We start from the raw sequence: 20,636 nt of genomic DNA, 5'->3' as shown, positions 1-20,636 counted from the left end.
TCGGTCCGGCTGATAGAAAAAAGCCCGTCTGAGTGGAAGCTCAGGCGGGCTTTTCATTTGGCGGCGTGCAGCGATTCGACTTAACGCGCGTCCGGTTGTCAGGCGGTGCCGAACACGTAATTCGTCATGGCGAGCGACCGCTGATAGGTGCCGAGCGACTGGATCGCGAGCGAGTAATCGTCGTCCGCGGCGCCCAATGCGGCGAAGACCGGCAGAAGATGCTCGTCGGTCGGATGCATGAGTACGGCGTGAGGCGCCTGACGACGATAGTCGAGCAGCGCGTCCAGATCATGCGCGGCCAGTTTCTCTTCGAACCAGTCGGTGAACTCCGCGACGCGTGGATCAGCGTCTTCCGGACGCGCGGAGAAGTCCGCAGCGCGCAGGTTGTGCGTGATCTGGCCGGAGCCGATCACCATGACGCCGTCGGCCTTCAGCGCGCGTAATGCACGACCGACCCGGAAATGATGCGCCGCGTCCAGATTCGGCTGGATTGACAGCTGCGCGACCGGCACGTCGGCGTCCGGAAACATCAGGAGCATGGGCACCCATGCGCCGTGGTCGAGTCCGTGCGGCTGCACGTCGGACAGAATCCCGCTTTCAGCGAGCAGTACGGCCGCGCGACGGGCGACGTCGGGCGCGCCCGGCGCCGGATACTGAATCTCGTACAACTGACGCGGAAAGCCGTAGAAGTCGTGAATCGTCTCCGGTTTGGCCGAGGTACTGGCTACGGGCCGCGTCGTTCCCCAGTGGGCGGACAGTAGCAGCACGGCTTCCGGACGCGGCAGCTGCGCGCTCAGCACCGCGAACTCGCCCGACGGCAACGAAGGGTCGATCGGCAGCGTCGGCGCGCCGTGAGATAGAAATAGCGAAGGCAGACGGGTCATGGTGGCGGCGCGACTGCGGGTTGCGTCGCGCGAAAGTTCGGTTGCTACCAATATAGGCGCGCACCACCGTTCCATAAACGGCCGAAAACGGATTTGATTGTGTCGCGGATGTTTGGAATCGCGACGCGCTCCCGCACGCCCCTGCGTGTCACGCTAGTGGTGTGGCGGCAAGCTGCGGCGAGTCTAGCCTTGCGCGTCCCGCAGTCCAGCCCACGCGGGCGACATCGTCGGTCCGAGCGCAAACAGGTCCAACACGCGCGCGACGCTGTGATCGACCATCTCGTCGATCGACGCAGGCTGATTGTAGAAGGCGGGAAGCGGCGGAAAGATCACGCCGCCCATTTCGGTGACGGCCGTCATGTTGCGCAGGTGCGCGAGATTGAACGGTGTTTCACGCACCATCAGCACGAGGCGGCGACGTTCCTTGAGCGTCACGTCGGCGGCGCGCGTAATCAGGTTGTCGGAGAAACCGTGAGCGACGCTCGCAAGCGTCTTCATTGAGCAGGGCGCGACGATCATGCCTTCGGTGGCGAACGAGCCGGATGCAATGCTCGCGCCGACGTCACGCACCGAATGGACGACATCCGCGAGCGGATGCACGTCTTCCTTGCTCAACTGGAGTTCGTGCTGGATGTTGAGCCAGCCTGCGCTGGAAATCAGCAGATGACTTTCGACGCCGCCGAGCTTGCGCAACGTGTCGAGCAGCCGGATGCCGTAAATGGCGCCGGTCGCGCCGGTGATCGCGACGATCAGCCGGCGTGGCACCGCAGCGCGTGTTTCCATGGCTTGCGGCGCCGTGTCGGATCGAACGGTCGACTGCGACCGGTCAGGCCGCGGCAAACAGCTGCTGCAGTTCGCCCGACTCGTACATTTCCATCATGATGTCGGAGCCGCCGATGAATTCGCCGCCCACGTAGAGCTGCGGAATGGTCGGCCAGTTCGAGAACTGCTTGATGCCCTGGCGGACTTCGTCGTCTTCGAGCACGTTGACGGTCTTGATTTCGCCGACGCCGCACGCCTTCAGGATCTGGATAGCGCGACCCGAAAAGCCGCACATCGGGAACTGGGCGGTGCCCTTCATGAAGAGGACGACATTGTTCTCGTCGACGATTTGCTTGATGCGTTGTTGCGTATCCATGACTGACCTTGCGGTTCCGTGATGTGTAGGGAATAGGCTGAAATGATAGCGGATTTCAGGACGGCCGGCCGGGCGCGGCATTGACCCTACCCGCAGGATGGACGTGACGCGAATCGACGCCTAGCCCGCGAGGCGGCCACCGCTCATTCGTTCGATCCCGGCGAGATCGCGCTCGGACCGTACTTCTGAAAAGCCGCCCGCCGAAAGCAATGTGCGCACCGCTTGCGCCTGGTCGTAACCATGTTCGATCCACAGCACGCCTTGGGGGGCGAGAAGGCCCGGCGCGCCGGCAATAATCGTGCGAATCGCGCTCAAGCCGTCGGCTTCGTCGGTTAGCGCGCCGCGCGGCTCGAAGCGCAGATCGCCTTCAGTGAGATGCGGATCGCCACTCGCGATATACGGCGGATTGCTGACGATCACGTCAAAGCGCAGGCTCGCGTCGAGCGACGCGTACCAGTCGCTTTGGAGCAGCGTAAGCGCGCCGCCGCGCCGCTTTGCATCCAGCAGCCGGGCGGCGTTGCGGGTGGCCACCGCCAGCGCTTGCGCCGAGCGGTCGAGCGCCCACACCTGCGCGTCGGGTCGCGTGAAAGCGATCGCCACGGCAATCGCGCCGGTGCCGGTGCCAAGGTCGAGCACGCGCGGGTGCGCCAGTGGGTCTATCGCTGTCAGCGCGGCGTCCACCAGCAGTTCGGTTTCCGGACGAGGGATCAGCACGTCGGATGTCACTTCAAATTCAAGTCCGAAAAACTCCCGCTGCCCGACGAGCTGCGCCACCGGCTCGCCCGCTACGCGCCTTGCTTCCAACGCTCGATACCGTTGCACCGCTGTGGTTTCCAGCGTCTCGTCGCTGCGGGTGATCAGTTGCGTATGTCGCCAGCCGAGTATGTGCGCCAACAGAATTCTCGCTTCGAGCGGCGGCAGTGGCGACGCGCGCATCAATTCAGCCGGCGTAAGCGAAGCAGGCGCGGGCTGCGGTGAACGCGGGGTGGCCGGCGGTGGTGCTGGAGCCGGCGTTGGTGTCGCCTCCGGTGTGGGCGTCGGCGTTGGCGTTGTTACGGAAGTCATCGGCGAATCAATCCGCGTCGCCCAGCGAGGCCAGCAATTCCGCCTGATGCTCACTGACGAGCGCCGCGATCAGTTCGTCCAGATCGCCGTCCATGATCGCGTCGAGACGATAGAGCGTGAGATTGATCCGGTGATCCGTGAGACGCCCCTGCGGAAAGTTATAGGTACGGATGCGCTCGGAGCGGTCGCCCGAGCCGATCAGGCTCTTGCGCGTCGCGGCCTCTTTCGCCTGCTGCTCGTGCGACTGCTTGTCCTTGATCCGCGCGGCCAGCACCTTCAGCGCGCGATCCTTGTTCTTGTGCTGCGACCGGTCGTCCTGACATTCGACGACGATCCCCGTCGGCAAGTGCGTAACGCGAACGGCTGAGTCCGTTTTGTTGATGTGCTGGCCGCCCGCACCGGATGCGCGAAACGTGTCGATGCGCAGATCGGCCGGATTGATCTCGACCTCACCGATCTCGTCCGCTTCGGGCATCACGGCAACCGTACACGCCGACGTATGGATGCGCCCCTGGGTTTCCGTGGCCGGCACGCGCTGCACGCGATGGCCGCCCGATTCGAACTTCAGCTTTGAATACGCGGCTTCGCCGGCAATCCGCACGATCACTTCCTTGTAGCCGCCCAGATCCGACTCGCTCGCCGACATCATTTCCACTTGCCACCGGTTGCGTTCCGCAAAACGCAGGTACATGCGCAGCAGGTCTCCCGCGAACAGCGCCGATTCGTCCCCGCCCGTTCCGGCGCGAATTTCCAGAAAGATGTTGCGGTCGTCGTTCGGGTCTTTCGGCAGCAGCATTTTCTGCAATTCGCTGCCCAGCGTTTCCATGCGCTCGCGGGCCGCGCGGATTTCGTCTTCGGCAAAGTCGCGCATCGACGCGTCGGTCAGCAATTCCTGCGCGGTTTCCGCGTCGTTCATTGCCTGGCGCCACAGGCCGTAATGTTCGACCACCGGACCAAGCTCGGCGTGCTCGCGGGTGAGCTTGCGGTATTGGTCGAGATTCGAGGTGACGTCCTCGCGGCTCAACAGGTCGTTTAGTTCGGCCAGCCGGGTGGTGAGCTGGTCGAGCTTGCGTTGCATGCTCGTTTTCATCGGACGGGTATCGGAGCAGGGCTCCGGCAAGGGCGACTTAGGGGAGTGGGCGGATGCCCTGTCAGAAGCACGTCGCGGGCCACTCGCGGGTCATGGCGCGGACGCTCGGCAGTGGCTGCGCCGCTAACGCTCCGAGGAACCGGAGTGTTTGTAGAAGCCGCTCATCAATTCGATGAGCGTATCGCGGTTCTCGCTGCTCGCGCGGTTCAGCGCATGCGTGGGACCGTGGATCAGTTTGTTGGTGAGCGCTTGCGACAGTGCTTCGAGCACGGCGGCAGGATCGTCGCCGCGAGCGAGCATTTTCTGCGCGCGTTCGACTTCGGCACGACGAAGCACGTCGGCCTGCGTATGCATGTGGCGGATCACCGGCACGATGCTGCGCGCGTCCAGCCATTGCATGAAATTCTGCACGCGCGTTTCGATGATCGCTTCGGCCTGCGCCACTGCGGCCTGGCGCGATGCATTCCCTTCGCGGACGATCGCGCCGAGGTCGTCGACGGTGTACAGAAACACGTCTTCGAGCTGGCCCACTTCGGGTTCGATATCGCGCGGCACGGCCAGGTCGACCATGAAAATGGGCCGGTGACGACGCGCCTTCACAGCCCGCTCGACCGCGCCCAGCCCGATGATGGGCAGCGTGGACGCCGTGCACGACACGACGATGTCGAATTCATGCATGCGCGAGGGCAGTTCAGACAACGGAATGGCACGCCCGTTGAAGCGTTCGGCGAGCCGCGTGCCGCGCTCTGCCGTGCGGTTGGCGACGACGAGCTCGCGCGGCTGCTGCGCAGCAAAGTGCGTGGCGCACAATTCGATCATTTCCCCCGCGCCGATGAACAGCACGCGCTGGTTCGAGACCTTGTCGAAGATCCGCTGCGCGAGGCGCACGGCGGCCGCGGCCATGGAAACCGACTGCGCGCCGATTTCCGTGGTGCTGCGTACCTCTTTCGCGACGGCGAACGTGCGCTGGAACAACTGGTTCAGATACGTGCCGAGCGCGCCGGCTTCAGACGCGGTGCGTACCGCATCCTTCATCTGTCCGACAATCTGCGTCTCGCCGAGCACCATGGAATCGAGACCCGACGCGACGCGGAACGCGTGGCGCACCGCTTCGGATTGGGGCAGCGCGTACACATGTGGCGCGAGTTCTTCGACCGGCAGATTGTGGTATTTCGACAGCCACTGAATGGCGGCTTCCCGCGCAGCCTGGTCGTCGGTCGCGCAGTAAAGTTCAGTGCGGTTGCAAGTGGAGAGAATGGCTGCTTCCGGCGCAGTGCGCGCCGTGTGACCCAGCCAGACGTTCTTGAACGTGTCCAGCGCGGGCTTGATCTGTTCGAGCGGAAACGCCACGCGTTCGCGCAAGGCGACAGGCGCAGTGTGGTGATTGATTCCGATCGTTAGAAGCTGCATGTGGGGAAGCGGTGGTTCAGCCCATTATTATAGCGTTTTCACGATTCTTACATCGCCGCCGCGTCAACCGGTCTCTGTCACCGCCTCTGCGGGGATCGCGTCGAGCTGGTAGCCGTAACCATACAGCGGCGTCAGGCAGAAGCCACGCTCGGCCCGCAATTCCAGTTTGCTGCGCACCCGGGACGCGTGCGTGTCCACTGTACGCGATCTGACGTCGCGGCGCCGTGACCAGACCGTTTCGAGAATATACGCCCGGGACACGGGCCGCGACAGATTGCTGAACAGCAGCAACGCAAAACGGAACTCTTTAGGTGTGAGGGCGACCGTCTGCTCGCGAAATGTGACCGAAAAATTCGCGGTGTCGAACGAATAGCCGGCAATGACGTCGCGCCGGCGGTTCAGCGGCCGCCGCAGTCCCGTACGGCGCAACAGCGCGTCGACCCGGGCGAGCATTTCGGGCCCACGAACCGGTTTGGTGACGCAATCGTCCGCGCCGGCGTTCAGCGCGGCGACGATTTCGCTTTCGCGCGGTTCCGACATCAGCACGATCACCGGCAAGCCGGGCAGAATGGCGCGGGCGCGTGGAATCACGTCTTCAGCGGGATGGTCGCCAGCCCAGCTCTCGGTGATGAGCAGATCGAAGAACTCGTCCGGCGCCCGTTCGAGAAACGACGCGCTCGCGCCGAAGTGCTGACACATGTGACCGCCGGCAAACACGAGCCTCGATACCAGCTTCGCGTATTTCAGGTCCGGCTCGATCAGGGCGATTCGCATGTCTCGTGTTCAGCCGGCGATGCCCGCAACCAGGCGTTTTCGTGAGGCTTACAGCTTGCCTAACGTCATCCCGACCCCTAAACTCAACCGCTATGCGGAAAGCGCCGTGCCGACTTCTATAGTTAATGAGACAAAAATGCTAGCTGTCCTGGTCCCTTGCGCCCATGAGACGAATCCTAAACCGCGCGAGACTGGCTGCTAATGGGGTGGCCCGGAATCGTGGTGCTGGGCGCAGTGATTGGACTCGCGGGCTGGTGGTTCCATCCTTTGCGGCGAGCGAGCCGCGCCCGCTGGTGGGTCGCATTGCTGGCCGGCCTGCTCGGGGCGGCCGTCGCGCGTATGGCCGGAAATGTGATCGGACTCTTTCATGACGGCGGTCTGCTCGAATGGCCGGTATGCACCGCCATCGCGTTAATTGCCGTTGCCGTGACGGTCGGCTTGCTTTCCCGTCGATGAATAATTGCAGGTGACTCCGATGAATGCCCGACTTCCCGAAACCTCTTCCATTCCCGAACGCCTTGCCACCCTGCGCAGCGCGATGGCGCGTGAAGGCGTCGCCGCCTATCTGGTGCCGTCCGCGGACCCGCATCTATCCGAATATCTGCCGGGCCGCTGGCAGGGGCGGCAATGGCTGTCGGGTTTCACCGGCTCCGCCGGCACGCTGGTCGTCACACCGGATTTCGCCGGCGTCTGGACCGACAGCCGCTACTGGGAACAGGCAAACGCGCAACTCGCGGGCAGCGGCGTTCAGCTGATGAAAATGACCGGCGGCCAGCAAACGGCGCCGCACTTCGAGTGGCTCGCGCGCAACGTGCCGGTCGGCGGCACGGTCGGCGTGGACGGTGCGGTGCTCGGCGTCGCGGCTGCACGCGCACTGAGCCAGGCGCTTGCCGCGCACAACGTGAAGCTGCGCACCGACGTCGATCTGTTCGATGCGATCTGGTCGCAGCGCCCGTCGCTGCCGGCCGACGCGATTTTCGAGCACGCCGCGCCGCATGCGAGCGTCGCCCGCTCGGACAAGCTTGCGCAGATCCGTCGCGCGATGGCGGAGAAGGGCGCGCAGTGGCATTTCATTTCAACGCTTGACGATCTCGCGTGGCTGCTGAACCTGCGTGGCGCCGACGTCAGCTATAACCCGGTGTTCGTCGCGCACGCGCTGATCGGCGTGGATCGCGCGTCGCTCTTCATCGCCGACGGCAAGGTGCCACAGGCGCTCGCCGAAGCACTGGCGCGCGACGGCATCTCCGTCGAACCCTACGCGAAGGCCGCCGAAGCGCTGGCCGCGCTGCCCACGAACAGCACGCTGCTGATCGACCCGCGCCGCATCACGTTCGGCTCGCTGCAATCGGTGCCCTCGGCGGTGAAGGTGATCGAGGCGGTCAATCCGTCGACCTTCTTCAAGTCGCGCAAGACCGAGGCCGAAGCCGCGCACGTGCGCGCGACCATGGAGCAGGACGGCGCGGCGCTCGCCGAATTTTTTGCATGGTTCGAAAGCGCGCTGGGCCGCGAAACAATCACCGAACTCACGGTCGACGAACGCCTGACGGCCGCCCGCGCGCGCCGTCCAGGATTCGTGTCGCTGAGCTTTGCGACGATCGCCGGCTACAACGCGAACGGGGCGATGCCGCATTACCGGGCCACGCGGGAGTCCCACTCGGTCATCGAGGGCAATGGCCTGTTGCTGATCGATTCGGGCGCCCAGTACCTGAGCGGCACGACGGACATCACGCGCGTCGTCCCGGTCGGCACGATCAGCAACGAGCAGCGGCGCGATTTCACGATCGTGCTCAAAGGCACGATGGCGCTCTCGCGTGCGCAGTTCCCGCGCGGCATCCGTTCGCCGATGCTCGACGCCATCGCCCGCGCGCCGATCTGGGAAGCCGGCGCCGACTACGGTCACGGCACCGGCCACGGCGTCGGCTATTTCCTGAACGTGCATGAAGGCCCGCAGGTGATTTCACACTACGCGCCGGCCGAGCCGTTTACCGCGATGGAAGAAGGCATGATCACGTCGGTCGAGCCGGGCATTTACCGGCCGGGCAAGTGGGGCGTGCGAATCGAAAATCTGGTGCTGAACGTGCCGGCCGAAAAAACCGAATTCGGCGATTTCCTCAAGTTCGAAACGCTCACGCTCTGTCCGATCGACACGCGCTGTCTCGACCTGTCGCTTCTGCGCGACGACGAGCGCGCATGGCTGAACGCCTATCACGAGACGGTGCGTACGCGTTTGTCGCCGCACGTGTCGGGCGACGCGCTCGCGTGGCTCGAACTGCGTACCCAACCCATCTGAGCGCAACGACGCGGAAAACCCGGCACAAACGGAGCGTGCATGGCCATCAAGGCAGTGGTGTTCGATTTCGGCGGCGTACTGATCGACTGGAACCCGGAGTATCTCTATCGCAAACTGATTCCCGACGAAAGCGAGCGCCGCTGGTTTCTGACGCACGTCTGCTCGATGGACTGGGTGATCCGGCAAGACGGTGGCCAGCCGATTGTCGAGGCCACCGACGAATTGATCGCAGCATTTCCGGACCACGAGCCTTTGATCCGCGCCTTCTACGAGCGTTGGCACGAAATGGTGGCCGGTGTGCTGGAAGAAGGCGTTGCGCTGATGGAGAAGCTCGAAGCGGCCGGCGTGCCGCTTTTCGGCCTGACCAACTGGTCGGCGGAGACCTTCCCGTATGCGTGGGAGCACTATCCGGTGCTCCATCGCTTTCGCGACATCGTCGTGTCGGGGCGGGTGAAGCTGGTCAAGCCCGATCCGGCCATTTTCGCTGAAATGCGTCAGCGCATCGACGCGCAACTGCCGGGCATCCGCGCTGACGAACTCGTCTTCATCGACGACAACCTGAAGAACGCCGAGGCCGCAACGGCGCTCGGCTGGCATGGCGTGCATCACACCAGCGCCACGCAGACGCAAGCCAGGTTGCGGGCGCTAGGCTTGCCCGTCTAGGTGCGTGGCGCGGGCGTACCCGCGTTGCTGCTACTGCCCGAGCAGATTCTTCAACGCGTTGCCGAGGCCTTTCACCGTATCGCCCGCGCCCTTCGCCATACCCTCCACGCTCACGCCCAGCGATTTCGCGAGGCCCGCGCCGAGGCGTTTGAGCAACCCTTCCTGCACCGAGAACCTGGGATCGCGCAGATTGCCGTCCAGCACGAAGTTCAACGTAATGTCGCCGTTGTGCGACTTGAGCGCGTCGATGGCGACTCGCGTGGGGATCGCCATGAAGGTGTTCAGCGGGCCGCCTTTGTCCGCAAGTTGCAGGTTGTGGACCGTGACCGTGCCGGGCGCGTGTAACTGGTAGTTGGTGACGGTGGACGTCACCGTCAGGTCCACCGTGCCGCCGGTAACTTGCGCCTCGGCGCCCGCTTTTTTCAGCAGGTAAGGATCGAGCATCGCGACGTCGATGCCGCGCAGCTTGCTCGTAGTGTGCGAATCCTTGTTGGCGATCTTGATCCAGCCGCTGAACTCTACTGTCCCGGTGTGCGCCGGGCCTTTGATCGACCCGGTGAGCGCGAGCGACGTCGGCTGCTCGAGCGCGGGCAGGTGCAGATTGTCGACGGCCGCGTTGGCGTCGCTGACCGTGACGGTGAACGCCGGCGGCCCGACCGTCATGTCGTAGAAATGGAAATTACCGTGTTCGAAGCTGACGTGATCGACCTGTTTCTCGCGCGGCGTGGGGGCGGGCGCGGCCGTGCCGCTCGCCTGCTCGTCGGTGCTGTTCACGGACTGCCGCAGATTCGGCAGCAGGCGGACCGTGCCGTCCTTGCTACGCAGGACGGCCATGTCGAAACCGCGCACGATCACGCTGCGGATATGTGTTCGATGCGCAATCAGATCGCCGATGTCGGGTGTGATCGTGATCTCGTCGGCTCTGAGCGGGACGCCGGCCGGCCAGCCGGGCGGCGCCTTCAGCAACACGTTGGTGAGATGGACCGAGGTCAAGCCGACATGGATGCTTTCGGCGCTGCCCAGCGGGCCCAGTGTGGAGATCACACGCTCTTTCACGAGGTGCTGCGCGTACAGCAAACCGGCGAGCGCGATAGCGACGAGCACCAGCAGCACGCCGCCCGACACCACCAGCCAGCGTTTGCCCTTCGACATCGCCATGTTTTATCTCCTCGTGACTGCACGGTGCGCGCTGTGGCTGCACCGGGCTTTGATAACCGACGGGCGCCCCATTTTATTTACCACACCAGCCCCGCGATGCATGTGGCCTGGCGCTCACGCAGCCCCTGTTTCGACGCGCATCGGCAACATGGCGCCGGCGTTCAAGCCGCGGCGCCGGCCGCCGCGCGGCTCGAGCGCCGCGCGGTTCGGACAGACGGCGAACCTGTCGGCCAGCGGGTCCGCTTCCCGCCCATCTTCTTCTAGCGCGCGATCGGCTTGTAGCGCAGACGCTTCGGACGCGCCGCTTCTTCGCCCAGACGAGCGCGCTTGTCGGCTTCGTATTCCTGATAGTTGCCGTCGAAGAACGTGACTTGCGAATCGCCTTCGAACGCCAGAATGTGCGTGGCAATCCGGTCGAGGAACCAGCGATCGTGCGAGATCACCAGCACCGAGCCCGCGAATTCGAGCAGTGCGTCTTCGAGCGCGCGCAGCGTTTCGACGTCCAGATCGTTCGACGGTTCGTCGAGCAGCAGCACGTTGCCGCCTGCAATCAGCGTTTTGGCCAGATGCAGACGGCCGCGCTCACCACCCGACAGATTGCCGACGATCTTCTGCTGATCGCCGCCCTTGAAATTGAAGCGGCCAATGTACGCCCGCGACGGCGTTTCGTATTTGCCGACCGTCAGCACGTCCGCACCGCCGGAAATTTCCTCGAACACGGTTTTCGAGCCGTCCAGCGCATCGCGGCTCTGGTCCACGTAAGCAAGCCTGACGGTCGGACCTTGCACGATTTCGCCCGAGTCCGGCTGTTCGCGGCCGGTCAGCATCCGGAACAGCGTGGATTTACCCGCGCCGTTCGGGCCGATGATGCCGACGATCGCACCCGCCGGAATCTTGAAGCTGACGTTATCGAGCAGCAAACGGTCGCCGTACGATTTGCTGACGTTCTTGAACTCGATCACTTCATTGCCGAGACGGTCGCCGACCGGGATGAAGATTTCCTGCGTTTCGTTGCGCTTCTGGTATTCCTGGCTGTTCAGTTCCTCGAAGCGGGCAATACGCGCCTTCGACTTCGCTTGACGGCCCTTCGGGTTCTGGCGCACCCATTCGAGTTCTTTCTTGATCGCCTTCTGACGCGCCGATTCCGACGACTCTTCCTGCTTCAGGCGCTCTTCCTTCTGGTCGAGCCAGCTGCTGTAATTGCCCTTCCACGGAATGCCGTGACCACGGTCGAGTTCGAGAATCCACTCGGCGGCGTTATCGAGGAAGTAGCGATCATGGGTCACGGCGACGACCGTGCCCGGAAAGCGCGTGAGGAACTGTTCGAGCCAGTCGACCGATTCCGCGTCCAGGTGGTTGGTCGGCTCGTCGAGCAACAGCATGTCCGGCTTTTCGAGCAGCAGTTTGCACAGCGCGACGCGCCGCTTTTCGCCACCGGACAGGTGCTCGATCTTCGCGTCCCACGCGGGAAGGCGCAGCGCGTCGGCGGCGATTTCGATCTGCTGTTCCGCGCTGCCGTCCGTCGTGGCGAGAATCGCCTCGTATTTCGCCTGCTCGGCTGCGAGCGCGTCGAAGTCCGCGTCCGGTTCGGCATAGGCCGCGTAGATTTCGTCGAGCTTCTTTTGCGCGTTGAAGACGTCGCCGAGACCTTCTTCGACGGCTTCACGCACGGTCTTGTTCGGGTCGAGCTGCGGCTCCTGCGGCAGATAGCCGATGTTCAGGTTCGGCATTGGCGTGGCTTCGCCTTCAATGTCCTTGTCCACGCCGGCCATGATGCGGATCAGCGTCGATTTGCCCGAGCCGTTCAGGCCGAGCAGGCCGATCTTCGCGCCGGGAAAGAACGACAGCGAGATGTCTTTGAGGATTTGACGCTTGGGCGGCACGATCTTGCCGACCCGGTTCATGGTAAAGACGTATTGGGCCATTTGCTTGCAATTGACGTTGACGACGCCGGCGGCGATTCAGGGCGGGCGGTCGTGGGTGGATGGGTATGCTTTGCCAGGGATGCTGAGGCCGGGCGAAAGCCCGGCGCCGGCCGGCGTGGCGTCGTATCAACGATGCTCTACGCGCGGGCGGGGTGTTCAGATGGCATTGTACTTCGCGACGAGGGTGGGACGGCAGGGGCCGGGACGATCGGCGTCCCGCCGGTTGCGCCTTTGTCAGTTCTCCCGCCGCCCACTCGCCGGATCGAAAAAATGCAGGTGCTGCGCGGGCAGCGCCACCTGCAGCGCGTCGCCGGCGGCGGGACGGTGCGTGTGCGGCAAGCGCACGGTGACATCGTGTTTGCCCCAACGCCCGTGCGCGAGATTATCCGCGCCGAGCAGTTCGCAGGAGTCCACCGTCAGCGTGGCGTGCGCGGCGTTCGCCTCGCCAGCGCTCATGTGTTCCGGACGAATGCCCAGGGTCCACTCGCGTCCTTTCGCGACTTCGCGGCCGATGGCGTCCACGCCGGCCAGCGGCAACTTCGGACCGTTGCCGGCGATATCGAAGGTCGCGCCGTCGTCCGATAGGCGCCCCTCCAGAAGATTCATGCCCGGCGAGCCAATGAAGCTCGCGACGAACACCGTGGCCGGCCGCTCGTACACGTCGGTCGGCGCGCCGATCTGTTCCGCGCGACCTTTGTTCATCACGATCACGCGTTGCGCCAGCGTCATTGCTTCGATCTGGTCGTGCGTGACGTAAAGGCTCGTTGTGGCAAGGCGCGCATGCAGTCGCTGGATTTCCAGCCGCATCTGCACCCGCAGACGCGCGTCGAGATTCGACAGCGGTTCGTCGAAAAGAAACACCGCGGGCTCGCGGACGATCGCGCGGCCCATTGCCACGCGTTGCCGCTGTCCGCCCGACAGCTCACGAGGCTTGCGTTGCAGCAAGGTTTCGAGTTCCAGAATCTGCGCGGCAGCCTCGACGCGCTTCGCGATCTGCGCCCGCTCGACACCCGCGATCTTCAGCGCGTAGCCCATGTTCTCCGCGACGCTCATATGGGGATAAAGCGCGTAGTTCTGAAACACCATCGCAATGTTGCGGTCTTTCGGCTCCAGTTCGTTGACCACTTTGCCGGCAATCGAAATCGTGCCGTCGGAAATGCGCTCCAGCCCGGCCACCATGCGCAGCAACGTGGATTTGCCGCATCCCGATGGACCGACCATCACGACGAACTCGCCATCGGCGACCTCCACGTCGATCCCATGCAGCACGAACTGTTTGCCGTCGTAGGTTTTTTTAACGTGTTGCAGGGTCAATGCAGCCATGCTGTTTTTAGCCTTTTCGTTGCTTGCCGCTCGGTGCGTTCATTATTCGATTGACGGTGAATTTGCGCCGACCGCACGTCACTTCTCCGCATCCACCAGGCCGCGGACGAACCAGCGCTGCATCGTCAGCACGACGGCAAGCGGCGGCAGCATCGCGAGCAGCGTGGCCGTCATCACCAGATGCCATTCGGTTGCGGTGTCGCCCGATGCGATCATGCTTTTGATGCCGACCACGGCGGTCGTCAACGACTGCTGGCTCGTGATCAGAATCGGCCACAGGTACTGGTTCCAGCCGTAGATGAACGTGATCACGAAGAGCGCCGCCATGTTCGTTTTCGACAGCGGCAGCACCACGTCCCAGAAGAAACGCAGCGCGCCCGCGCCGTCAATGCGCGCCGCTTCCATCAGCTCGTCGGGCAGCGTCATGAAAAACTGGCGGAACAGGAAGGTGGCCGTCGCCGACGCGATCAGCGGCAACGTCAGTCCGCTATAGGTATTGCTCAGATGCATCGACGAGACGACCTGCACGGTTGGGAAAATCCGCACTTCGACGGGCAGCATCAGCGTGATGAAGATCAGCCAGAACGACAGATTTCGGAATGGGAAGCGGAAGAATACGATCGCGTAGGCGGAGATCATCGACACTGCGATCTTGCCGATCGAAATCACCAGCGCCATCACGAGACTGTTCAGCAGCATGCGGCCAAACGGCGCCGCCGCGTTGCCGCTGCCCTTGGACCAGACTGTCGCGATGTTGTCGAACAGATGCGTGCCGGGCACGAGCGAGAGCGGCACGCTGAACACTTCGTGCTCGCTCATCGTGGCCGCGCAGAACGCGACGTACACGGGGAATACCACCAGCACGACGCCGGCGATCAGCACCGCGTGGCAGAAAAGGTCGAAACCGCGGCGGTTCTCGATCATGAGTATTGAACCCGGCGTTCGATGAAGCGGAACTGCACGACCGTCAGCGCGACGACGATCAGCATCAGCACCACGGATTGCGCGCCCGAACTGCCGATATCCAGTCCCTGAAAGCCCTCGGCGAAAATCTTGTAGATCAGCGTGCGGGTGGATTGCGCGGGGCCGCCGCCGGTGGCGGCGTCGATCACGGGGAAGGTGTCGAAGAACGCGTACGTGATGTTGATCACCAGCAGGAAGAAACTGACCGGCGACAGCAGCGGCAATGCGATACCAAAGAAGCGCCGCACCGGTCCTGCGCCGTCGATCGCGGCAGCTTCGATCAGCGAACGCGGAATCGCCTGCAGCCCCGCGTAAAAGAACAGAAAGTTGTAGCTGACCTGTTTCCATACCGAAGCCAGCACCACCAGAAACATCGCCTGGCCTGCATTCAGCGCGTGATTCCAGACGATCCCGTACTTTGCGAGCGCATACGTGACGAGGCCAATGCTCGGATTGAACAGGAACGACCACAGCACGGCGGCAATCGCCGGCGCGACGGCATATGGCCAGATCAGCAACGTCTGATACGTTTTAGCGCCGCGCGTCACGCGATCGGCGCATACGGCGAGCAACAGCGAGATCGCGAGCCCCGACACCGTGACGAGCGCGCAGAAGACCAGCGTCGTGTTGAACGACGAGAGGTAGAGCGGATCGGCGAAAAGCTGTCTGAAGTTGGCAAAGCCCACGAACTCGCTCGACGTGCCGAACGCGTCCTGGCTTTGCGTCGCTTGCCACAGCGCCTCGCCGGCCGGCCACAGAAAGAACAGCACGGTGATCGCGAGTTGCGGCGCGACGAGCAGATAAGGCAGCAGGCTCGTGCCAAAGCTGGAGCGCTTTTCCATCGGAATGTTCCCAGGGTGGGGCGGTGACCCCGTGTCAATGCATCAACTACCCGCTTTCTCGAAGCGGCGCAGCAGTTCATTGCCACGCGAGACGGACGAATCAAGCGCTTCCTGCGGCGTCTTCTTTTGTGCCCAGACCTGTTCGAGTTCTTCGTCGATGATGGTGCGGATCTGCGGCATGTTGCCCAGACGCAGTCCCTTCGTGAACGGCAGGGGCGGCTTGTTGAGCATCTGTTTGATGGCGGTGTCGCTGCCGGGATTCTTGTCGTAGAAGCCCTGTTGCTGCGTCAGCTGATAGGCGGCCGTGGTGACGGGCAGATAGCCGGTGTCCTGATGCCATTTGGCGGCGACCGGCGCCGACGACAGATACGCGAGGAACTTCGCGACGCCCTTGTACACGGCCGGGTCTTTGCCCGCCAGCACCCACAAACTCGCGCCGCCGATGATCGCATTCTGCGGCGCGCCCTTCACGCTGGCGTCGTACGGCATCATGCCGGTGCCGAAGTTGAACTTCGCGTATTTCTTGATCGTTGCAAGCGAGCCGGAGGAATTGGTGATGATCCCGCAATCACCGCTGTAGAACTTGGACACGGGTTCGTCCTTGCGGCCGACATACGTGAACGTGCCTTCCTTTTCCATGTTCTGCAGGAACTGGATGTGCGCGACCTGGAGCGGCTTGTTGAACTCGAGTTGCGCGTCGGCGCCGTCGAAGCCGTTGTTTCTGGTCGCGAATGGCACACCGTGCCACGCGCTGTAGTTTTCAAGCTGGATCCAGCTTTGCCAGCCGGACGAGTAACCGCACGCCATGCCCGACGCTTTCAGCTTCTGCGCGTCGGCCTGCAATTCGGCCCACGTCTTCGGCGGCTGGTTCGGATCGAGGCCGGCCTTTTTGAACGCGTCCTTGTTGTAGTAGAGCACGGGCGTCGAGCTGTTGAACGGCATGGAGACCAGGCCGCCGGTTTTAGCGTCGCTGTAATAGCCCGCGATGGTCGGTACGAAGGCTTTCACGTCGAGCGGGACGCCAGCCTGCCGGAATACGTCGGACACCGGAATTACGGCCTTTCTGGCCTGGATCATCGTGGCGGTGCCGACTTCGTAGACCTGCAGAATGGCGGGTGCGTTGCCGCTGCGATAGGCGGCGATGCCGGCCGCGAGCGTCTGGTCGTACGTGCCTTTGAAGACCGGCACGATCCTGTAGTCGGTTTGCGACGCGTTGAACGCGTTGGCGATGTCGTTCAGACGTTCGCCGAGCGCGGCTTCCATGCCATGCCAGAACTGGATTTCAGTGGCGGCGTGAGCGGCCTGACAGAGGCCGACGCTCAGGACGGCGGCCACGGAAAGCGAGCGGAACAGCGGCGTGCGACTCATCGAGTGTGTCTCCTTCGGAACGGGCGCAATGGCGAATCGCGCGATTCTATTTGTGTTCGATGACAGTCCGGCGACGTCTGGCCGGCGCTGGAAGCCGCAATTTAACATTGCTGTCATGAAACGGAAACGATCGGTATTCCGGCGGCGCCGCAGCCACGAAAGCAAAAGCCCGCTTCAGGAAGCGGGCTTTCGGATACAGCACGGAGGTGAGAAGCGCGCTGAACGCGCCGGCCGTCAGACGTTGAACAGGAAGTTCATCACGTCGCCGTCATGCACCACGTATTCCTTGCCTTCCGCGCGCATCTTGCCGGCTTCCTTCGCGCCTTGCTCACCCTTGTACGTGATGTAGTCGTTGTACGCGATCGTCTGCGCGCGAATGAAGCCGCGCTCGAAATCCGTGTGGATCGCGCCCGCGGCTTGCGGCGCCGTGTCGCCGATATGAATGGTCCACGCGCGCACTTCCTTCACGCCGGCCGTGAAGTAGGTTTGCAGGCCGAGCAGTTTGAAGCCGGCGCGGATTACGCGGTTCAAGCCAGGCTCTTCCATGCCCATATCGGCGAGGAATACTTCCATGTCGGCTTCGTCGAGGTCGGCGATTTCTGCTTCGATCGCGGCGCACACGGCTACCACCGGTGCGTTTTCGGCTGCCGCGAACTTCGCGACCGCGTCCAGATGCGGGTTGTTCTCGAAACCGTCTTCCTTGACGTTCGCCACGTACATGGTCGGCTTGGCGGTGATCAGGCAGAACGGCTTGAGCGTGGCCATTTCTTCATCCGACAGATCCAGCGCGCGGACCGGTTTGGCCTGGTCGAGCTGCGCACGAACCTTTTCCAGCACGGCGGCGTTCTTGACCGCTTCCTTGTCGTTGCCGGACTTCGCGGCTTTCGAATAGCGCGCCAGCGCCTTTTCGACGGTGGAGAGGTCGGCCAGCGCGAGTTCGGTGTTGATCACTTCGATGTCCGACAGCGGATCGACCTTGTTCGCGACGTGAATCACATTTTCATCTTCGAAGCAGCGCACGACGTGCGTGATTGCGTCCGTTTCGCGGATGTTCGCGAGGAACTGGTTGCCGAGGCCTTCGCCTTTGCTCGCACCGGCCACGAGACCGGCGATGTCGACGAATTCCACGACGGCCGGCAGGATGCGCTCCGGCTTGACGATTTCGGCGAGCGCTTTCAAACGCGCATCCGGCACCTCGACAATGCCGACGTTCGGCTCGATCGTGCAGAACGGATAGTTCTCGGCGGCAATGCCCGCCTTGGTCAGCGCATTGAACAGAGTGGACTTGCCGACGTTAGGCAGGCCGACGATGCCGCATTTGAGGCTCATGGGAATCCTTCAGTGATTCAATAAGTTGCGTGATGCGCTCGACGCTGTGTGCGGGATTCGAAAAGCCGTCGCAGTGGCGTGGCGGAGGAAACGCAGCGGAGCGGGACACGACACCGAATCGGGGCAAGGCCGCGGCGATTCTGGACGAGTTTTGTCACGGAAAGCGCAATTGTAACCCGTTCGGATCGGCTGCTCGATGTGCGTTCGGGCGAACTTGCGCGTCGATCCGTCCCCTGCAACCCCCACGGCTATAATGCGCGCATGAACGCACACCACCAGACCTTTGATGTCGCCGTGATCGGCGGCGGGCTCGTCGGCAAGACCGCGGCGCTCGCGTTGACGCAGGGCGGCCTGCGCGTCGCGCTGCTTGCGCAACTCTGCGCGCCGCTGCCCGCCGGAGCGAGCTTCGACTCGCGGGTCTATGCGTTGTCGTCCAGCTCACAGGCGCTGCTCGAGCGCTTGCGGGTGTGGCAGGCGCTGGATCTGTCGCGACTCGGTCCCGTCTACGACATGCGGGTCTATGGCGATGCGCACGCGGAGTTGCACTTCTCCGCGTTTCAGGCCTCGGTGCCGCAACTGGCGTGGATCGTGGAGTCCTCCGTGATCGAAAAGGCGCTCGACGCCGCGCTGCGTTTCCAGCCGAATCTCGCATGGATCGACACGCGTGCGCAGGCGCTCGACTTCACTGCGGAGAGCGCAAGCGTCGGGCTTGCCAACGGCCACGTGCTGGACGCCGATCTGGTGGTCGGCGCGGACGGTGCGCACTCGTGGGTGCGGGCGCAGATCGGCTCGAAAATGGACCGACGCGACTATAAACAAATCGGCGTGGTCGCCAATTTCAAGGCTGAGCGGCCGCACAGCGAAACAGCCTACCAGTGGTTCAGAGAGGGCGAGATCATTGCGCTCCTGCCTATGCCGGACGGGCACGTGTCGCTCGTCTGGTCGGCGCGCACCGCGCATGCCGAGGAGCTGATCGCGCTCGATCCCGAGCAGCTCGCCGCCGAAGTGGAGCGCGTGACGGGCGGCCAGTTCGGCGCGCTCGACTGCGTGACGCCCGCACAGGGCTTCCCGCTCGCGCTCCAGACCGTCGACCGGCTGGTCGCACCGCGCGTGGCGCTGGTCGGCGATGCGGCGCATCTGATTCATCCGCTGGCGGGCCAGGGCATGAATCTCGGTTTGCGCGACGTGGCGGCGCTCGCCGAGACGGTCGCCAGCAAGGAGTCGTTCCGCGATCTCGGCGACATGGTGCTATTGCGCCGTTACGAGCGCTCGCGTCGCGAAGACATTCGCGCGCTGATGGTCGCGACCGACGGCCTGCATAAACTGTTCTCCGTGCCGGGTCCGCTTGCGCGCATCGTGCGCAATACGGGGATGGCTTTGGTCGGCGCGCAGCCGTTCATCAAGCGCTGGCTGGTGTCGGCGGCGCTCGGGTAAACGCAGCACCGACCATATCCGGCCGGTGAGACGGGTATCATGACCGGATCGACCCGCTCCCAGTCTGCCGCTGCGTTCCAGAATCGCGCCCGGCTGGAAACGCCGGGAAACGTAAGAATCGCGACACGTGCGCGATTGAACCCAGGAATTCAGCATGAAAAAAACCTTCCGCATGGCCGCCGCCGCGCTTGCCATTGCCGCCGTCACGCTGGGCTGCTCCGCCCAGGCCGACCAGACCACCGACAAGCTCAAAGCCACGCTGCAATCGCGCCTCGCTGACGTGAACATCAAGAGCATCAGCAAGTCGCCGATTCCGGGTCTTTACGAGGTGAATCTCGGCACCCAGATTGTCTATAGCGACGCGAACGGCGATTACCTGCTGCTCGGCGATATGGTGGACGCCAAAACGCGGAAAAATCTGACCGAGGCGCGCCTGTCCGAAACCAACCGTATCGACTTCGCCAGCCTGCCGTTCGGCAACGCGGTGAAGGTCGTGAAAGGCAACGGCTCGCGCAAGATCGCCGTGTTTTCCGACCCGAACTGCCCGTACTGCAAGCAACTCGAAACTTCGCTCAAGTCGCTCGATAACGTGACGGTGTACACGTTCCTCTATCCGGTGCTCTCGCCGGACTCGACTGCCAAGTCCCGGTCGATCTGGTGCTCGACGGACCGCGCGAAAGCATGGGAATCGTGGATGCAGGACCATCAGGCGCCCACGGCCGCCGGCACGTGCGACACGGCCGCGATCGACAAGAACCTGGCGCTCGGCCACGCAATGAACGTGGACGGCACGCCGACCGTGTTCCTCGCCGACGGCCGCCGCCTGCCCGGCGCCGTGCCCGCCGACCGGCTCGACAAGGAAATGTCCTCGGTGCATTGAGCACGCGCAGAACTACGGTCAAAGGAGGCGCGGCATGCGCCTCCTTGCGCATCAGACTCCGCATCCGGTGCGCATCACTTCGCCTTGCATCATTCGCCTC

19 protein-coding genes are annotated in these 20,636 nt (G+C 63.5%); 5 read left to right on the top strand and 14 right to left on the bottom strand.

The genetic code is table 11. The features are described from left to right. Positions 1 to 98: 98 nt before the first annotated feature. The 7 genes from AAGS40_RS13300 to AAGS40_RS13270 all read right to left on the bottom strand — a co-directional run bounded on the left by AAGS40_RS13300 (position 99) and on the right by AAGS40_RS13270 (position 6,361). Positions 99 to 884: a class III extradiol ring-cleavage dioxygenase gene (locus AAGS40_RS13300; RefSeq protein ID WP_345811913.1), complete on the bottom strand. Its 786-nt coding sequence runs from the start codon at positions 882 to 884 to the stop codon at positions 99 to 101. Between the two features lie 183 nt (positions 885 to 1,067). Then, complete coding sequence (locus AAGS40_RS13295) at positions 1,068 to 1,667, bottom strand: UbiX family flavin prenyltransferase (RefSeq protein ID WP_345811912.1); 600 nt, start codon at positions 1,665 to 1,667, stop codon at positions 1,068 to 1,070. Positions 1,668 to 1,710: 43 nt separating this feature from the next. Continuing rightward, positions 1,711 to 2,022, bottom strand: coding sequence for a Grx4 family monothiol glutaredoxin (gene grxD, locus AAGS40_RS13290; protein ID WP_345811910.1), 312 nt, complete (start codon positions 2,020 to 2,022; stop codon positions 1,711 to 1,713). Positions 2,023 to 2,142: 120 nt separating this feature from the next. Further along, positions 2,143 to 2,958: a peptide chain release factor N(5)-glutamine methyltransferase gene (gene prmC, locus AAGS40_RS13285; RefSeq protein ID WP_345814401.1), complete on the bottom strand. Its 816-nt coding sequence runs from the start codon at positions 2,956 to 2,958 to the stop codon at positions 2,143 to 2,145. 136 nt (positions 2,959 to 3,094) lie between these two features. Beyond that, positions 3,095 to 4,177: a peptide chain release factor 1 gene (gene prfA, locus AAGS40_RS13280; protein ID WP_345811908.1), complete on the bottom strand. Its 1,083-nt coding sequence runs from the start codon at positions 4,175 to 4,177 to the stop codon at positions 3,095 to 3,097. Positions 4,178 to 4,300: 123 nt separating this feature from the next. Beyond that, complete coding sequence (gene hemA, locus AAGS40_RS13275; protein ID WP_345811906.1) at positions 4,301 to 5,587, bottom strand: glutamyl-tRNA reductase; 1,287 nt, start codon at positions 5,585 to 5,587, stop codon at positions 4,301 to 4,303. Positions 5,588 to 5,650: 63 nt separating this feature from the next. Continuing rightward, on the bottom strand, positions 5,651 to 6,361 hold the full coding sequence (locus AAGS40_RS13270) for a response regulator transcription factor (RefSeq protein WP_345811905.1): 711 nt from the start codon (positions 6,359 to 6,361) through the stop codon (positions 5,651 to 5,653). A gap of 201 nt (positions 6,362 to 6,562) precedes the next feature. On the opposite strand from AAGS40_RS13270, the gene AAGS40_RS13265 reads away from it, so the two are divergent. From AAGS40_RS13265 to AAGS40_RS13255, 3 genes are read left to right on the top strand one after another with little or no spacing between them, the layout of a single operon-like run. Next, complete coding sequence (locus AAGS40_RS13265) at positions 6,563 to 6,817, top strand: hypothetical protein (RefSeq protein ID WP_345811904.1); 255 nt, start codon at positions 6,563 to 6,565, stop codon at positions 6,815 to 6,817. A gap of 19 nt (positions 6,818 to 6,836) precedes the next feature. After that, positions 6,837 to 8,651 (top strand): aminopeptidase P family protein, encoded by a 1,815-nt coding sequence (locus tag AAGS40_RS13260; protein ID WP_345811903.1) that lies wholly within the window; start codon positions 6,837 to 6,839, stop codon positions 8,649 to 8,651. A 39-nt stretch (positions 8,652 to 8,690) separates the two neighbouring features. Next, positions 8,691 to 9,314, top strand: coding sequence for an HAD family phosphatase (locus AAGS40_RS13255; protein WP_345811901.1), 624 nt, complete (start codon positions 8,691 to 8,693; stop codon positions 9,312 to 9,314). A 30-nt stretch (positions 9,315 to 9,344) separates the two neighbouring features. Here AAGS40_RS13255 and AAGS40_RS13250 read toward each other — a convergent pair whose 3' ends face one another. The 7 genes from AAGS40_RS13250 to ychF all read right to left on the bottom strand — a co-directional run bounded on the left by AAGS40_RS13250 (position 9,345) and on the right by ychF (position 18,222). Further along, positions 9,345 to 10,472: a DUF748 domain-containing protein gene (locus AAGS40_RS13250; protein WP_345811899.1), complete on the bottom strand. Its 1,128-nt coding sequence runs from the start codon at positions 10,470 to 10,472 to the stop codon at positions 9,345 to 9,347. Positions 10,473 to 10,732: 260 nt separating this feature from the next. Continuing rightward, on the bottom strand, positions 10,733 to 12,397 hold the full coding sequence (gene ettA / locus AAGS40_RS13245) for an energy-dependent translational throttle protein EttA (RefSeq protein ID WP_345811898.1): 1,665 nt from the start codon (positions 12,395 to 12,397) through the stop codon (positions 10,733 to 10,735). Positions 12,398 to 12,631: 234 nt separating this feature from the next. After that, positions 12,632 to 13,720 carry a sn-glycerol-3-phosphate import ATP-binding protein UgpC gene (locus AAGS40_RS13240; protein ID WP_345811897.1) on the bottom strand — a complete coding sequence of 363 codons (1,089 nt, stop codon included), beginning with the start codon at positions 13,718 to 13,720 and terminating at the stop codon, positions 12,632 to 12,634. A gap of 78 nt (positions 13,721 to 13,798) precedes the next feature. Then, positions 13,799 to 14,644: a sn-glycerol-3-phosphate ABC transporter permease UgpE gene (gene ugpE / locus AAGS40_RS13235; protein WP_345811896.1), complete on the bottom strand. Its 846-nt coding sequence runs from the start codon at positions 14,642 to 14,644 to the stop codon at positions 13,799 to 13,801. Then, entirely contained in the window at positions 14,641 to 15,525 is an 885-nt protein-coding gene (gene ugpA / locus AAGS40_RS13230) for a sn-glycerol-3-phosphate ABC transporter permease UgpA (protein WP_345811895.1), read from the bottom strand. Before ugpA ends, ugpE begins: the two co-directional genes overlap by 4 nt. 42 nt (positions 15,526 to 15,567) lie before the next feature. After that, positions 15,568 to 16,893, bottom strand: a complete 1,326-nt coding sequence (gene ugpB / locus AAGS40_RS13225; protein ID WP_345811894.1) for a sn-glycerol-3-phosphate ABC transporter substrate-binding protein UgpB — start codon at positions 16,891 to 16,893, stop codon at positions 15,568 to 15,570. 234 nt (positions 16,894 to 17,127) lie between these two features. After that, a complete protein-coding gene (gene ychF / locus AAGS40_RS13220; RefSeq protein ID WP_345811893.1) occupies positions 17,128 to 18,222 on the bottom strand; it encodes a redox-regulated ATPase YchF in 1,095 nt (364 codons plus the stop codon). Positions 18,223 to 18,483: 261 nt separating this feature from the next. Between ychF and AAGS40_RS13215 the strand changes: the two genes are divergently transcribed. Then, positions 18,484 to 19,656, top strand: a complete 1,173-nt coding sequence (locus tag AAGS40_RS13215; protein WP_345811892.1) for a UbiH/UbiF family hydroxylase — start codon at positions 18,484 to 18,486, stop codon at positions 19,654 to 19,656. A 154-nt stretch (positions 19,657 to 19,810) separates the two neighbouring features. Then, a complete protein-coding gene (locus tag AAGS40_RS13210; protein WP_345811891.1) occupies positions 19,811 to 20,536 on the top strand; it encodes a DsbC family protein in 726 nt (241 codons plus the stop codon). The last annotated feature ends 100 nt before the right edge of the window (positions 20,537 to 20,636 follow it).

The sequence above is a fragment of the Paraburkholderia sp. PREW-6R genome, assembly GCF_039621805.1.
GTDB lineage: Bacteria > Pseudomonadota > Gammaproteobacteria > Burkholderiales > Burkholderiaceae > Paraburkholderia.
Note: the sequence above shows the minus strand (reverse complement) of the source record. Positions and strands in the feature narration are given on the sequence as shown.

Bases quoted from the DNA above. Each gene is read 5' to 3' on its own strand.
- AAGS40_RS13300 (WP_345811913.1), bottom strand. From the start codon at position 884: ATGACCCGTCTGCCTTCGCTATTTCTATCTCACGGCGCGCCGACGCTG.
- AAGS40_RS13295 (WP_345811912.1), bottom strand. From the start codon at position 1,667: ATGGAAACACGCGCTGCGGTGCCACGCCGGCTGATCGTCGCGATCACC.
- grxD (WP_345811910.1), bottom strand. From the start codon at position 2,022: ATGGATACGCAACAACGCATCAAGCAAATCGTCGACGAGAACAATGTC.
- prmC (WP_345814401.1), bottom strand. From the start codon at position 2,958: ATGCGCGCGTCGCCACTGCCGCCGCTCGAAGCGAGAATTCTGTTGGCG.
- prfA (WP_345811908.1), bottom strand. From the start codon at position 4,177: ATGAAAACGAGCATGCAACGCAAGCTCGACCAGCTCACCACCCGGCTG.
- hemA (WP_345811906.1), bottom strand. From the start codon at position 5,587: ATGCAGCTTCTAACGATCGGAATCAATCACCACACTGCGCCTGTCGCC.
- AAGS40_RS13270 (WP_345811905.1), bottom strand. From the start codon at position 6,361: ATGCGAATCGCCCTGATCGAGCCGGACCTGAAATACGCGAAGCTGGTA.
- AAGS40_RS13265 (WP_345811904.1), top strand. From the start codon at position 6,563: ATGGGGTGGCCCGGAATCGTGGTGCTGGGCGCAGTGATTGGACTCGCG.
- AAGS40_RS13260 (WP_345811903.1), top strand. From the start codon at position 6,837: ATGAATGCCCGACTTCCCGAAACCTCTTCCATTCCCGAACGCCTTGCC.
- AAGS40_RS13255 (WP_345811901.1), top strand. From the start codon at position 8,691: ATGGCCATCAAGGCAGTGGTGTTCGATTTCGGCGGCGTACTGATCGAC.
- AAGS40_RS13250 (WP_345811899.1), bottom strand. From the start codon at position 10,472: ATGGCGATGTCGAAGGGCAAACGCTGGCTGGTGGTGTCGGGCGGCGTG.
- ettA (WP_345811898.1), bottom strand. From the start codon at position 12,397: ATGGCCCAATACGTCTTTACCATGAACCGGGTCGGCAAGATCGTGCCG.
- AAGS40_RS13240 (WP_345811897.1), bottom strand. From the start codon at position 13,720: ATGGCTGCATTGACCCTGCAACACGTTAAAAAAACCTACGACGGCAAA.
- ugpE (WP_345811896.1), bottom strand. From the start codon at position 14,644: ATGATCGAGAACCGCCGCGGTTTCGACCTTTTCTGCCACGCGGTGCTG.
- ugpA (WP_345811895.1), bottom strand. From the start codon at position 15,525: ATGGAAAAGCGCTCCAGCTTTGGCACGAGCCTGCTGCCTTATCTGCTC.
- ugpB (WP_345811894.1), bottom strand. From the start codon at position 16,893: ATGAGTCGCACGCCGCTGTTCCGCTCGCTTTCCGTGGCCGCCGTCCTG.
- ychF (WP_345811893.1), bottom strand. From the start codon at position 18,222: ATGAGCCTCAAATGCGGCATCGTCGGCCTGCCTAACGTCGGCAAGTCC.
- AAGS40_RS13215 (WP_345811892.1), top strand. From the start codon at position 18,484: ATGAACGCACACCACCAGACCTTTGATGTCGCCGTGATCGGCGGCGGG.
- AAGS40_RS13210 (WP_345811891.1), top strand. From the start codon at position 19,811: ATGAAAAAAACCTTCCGCATGGCCGCCGCCGCGCTTGCCATTGCCGCC.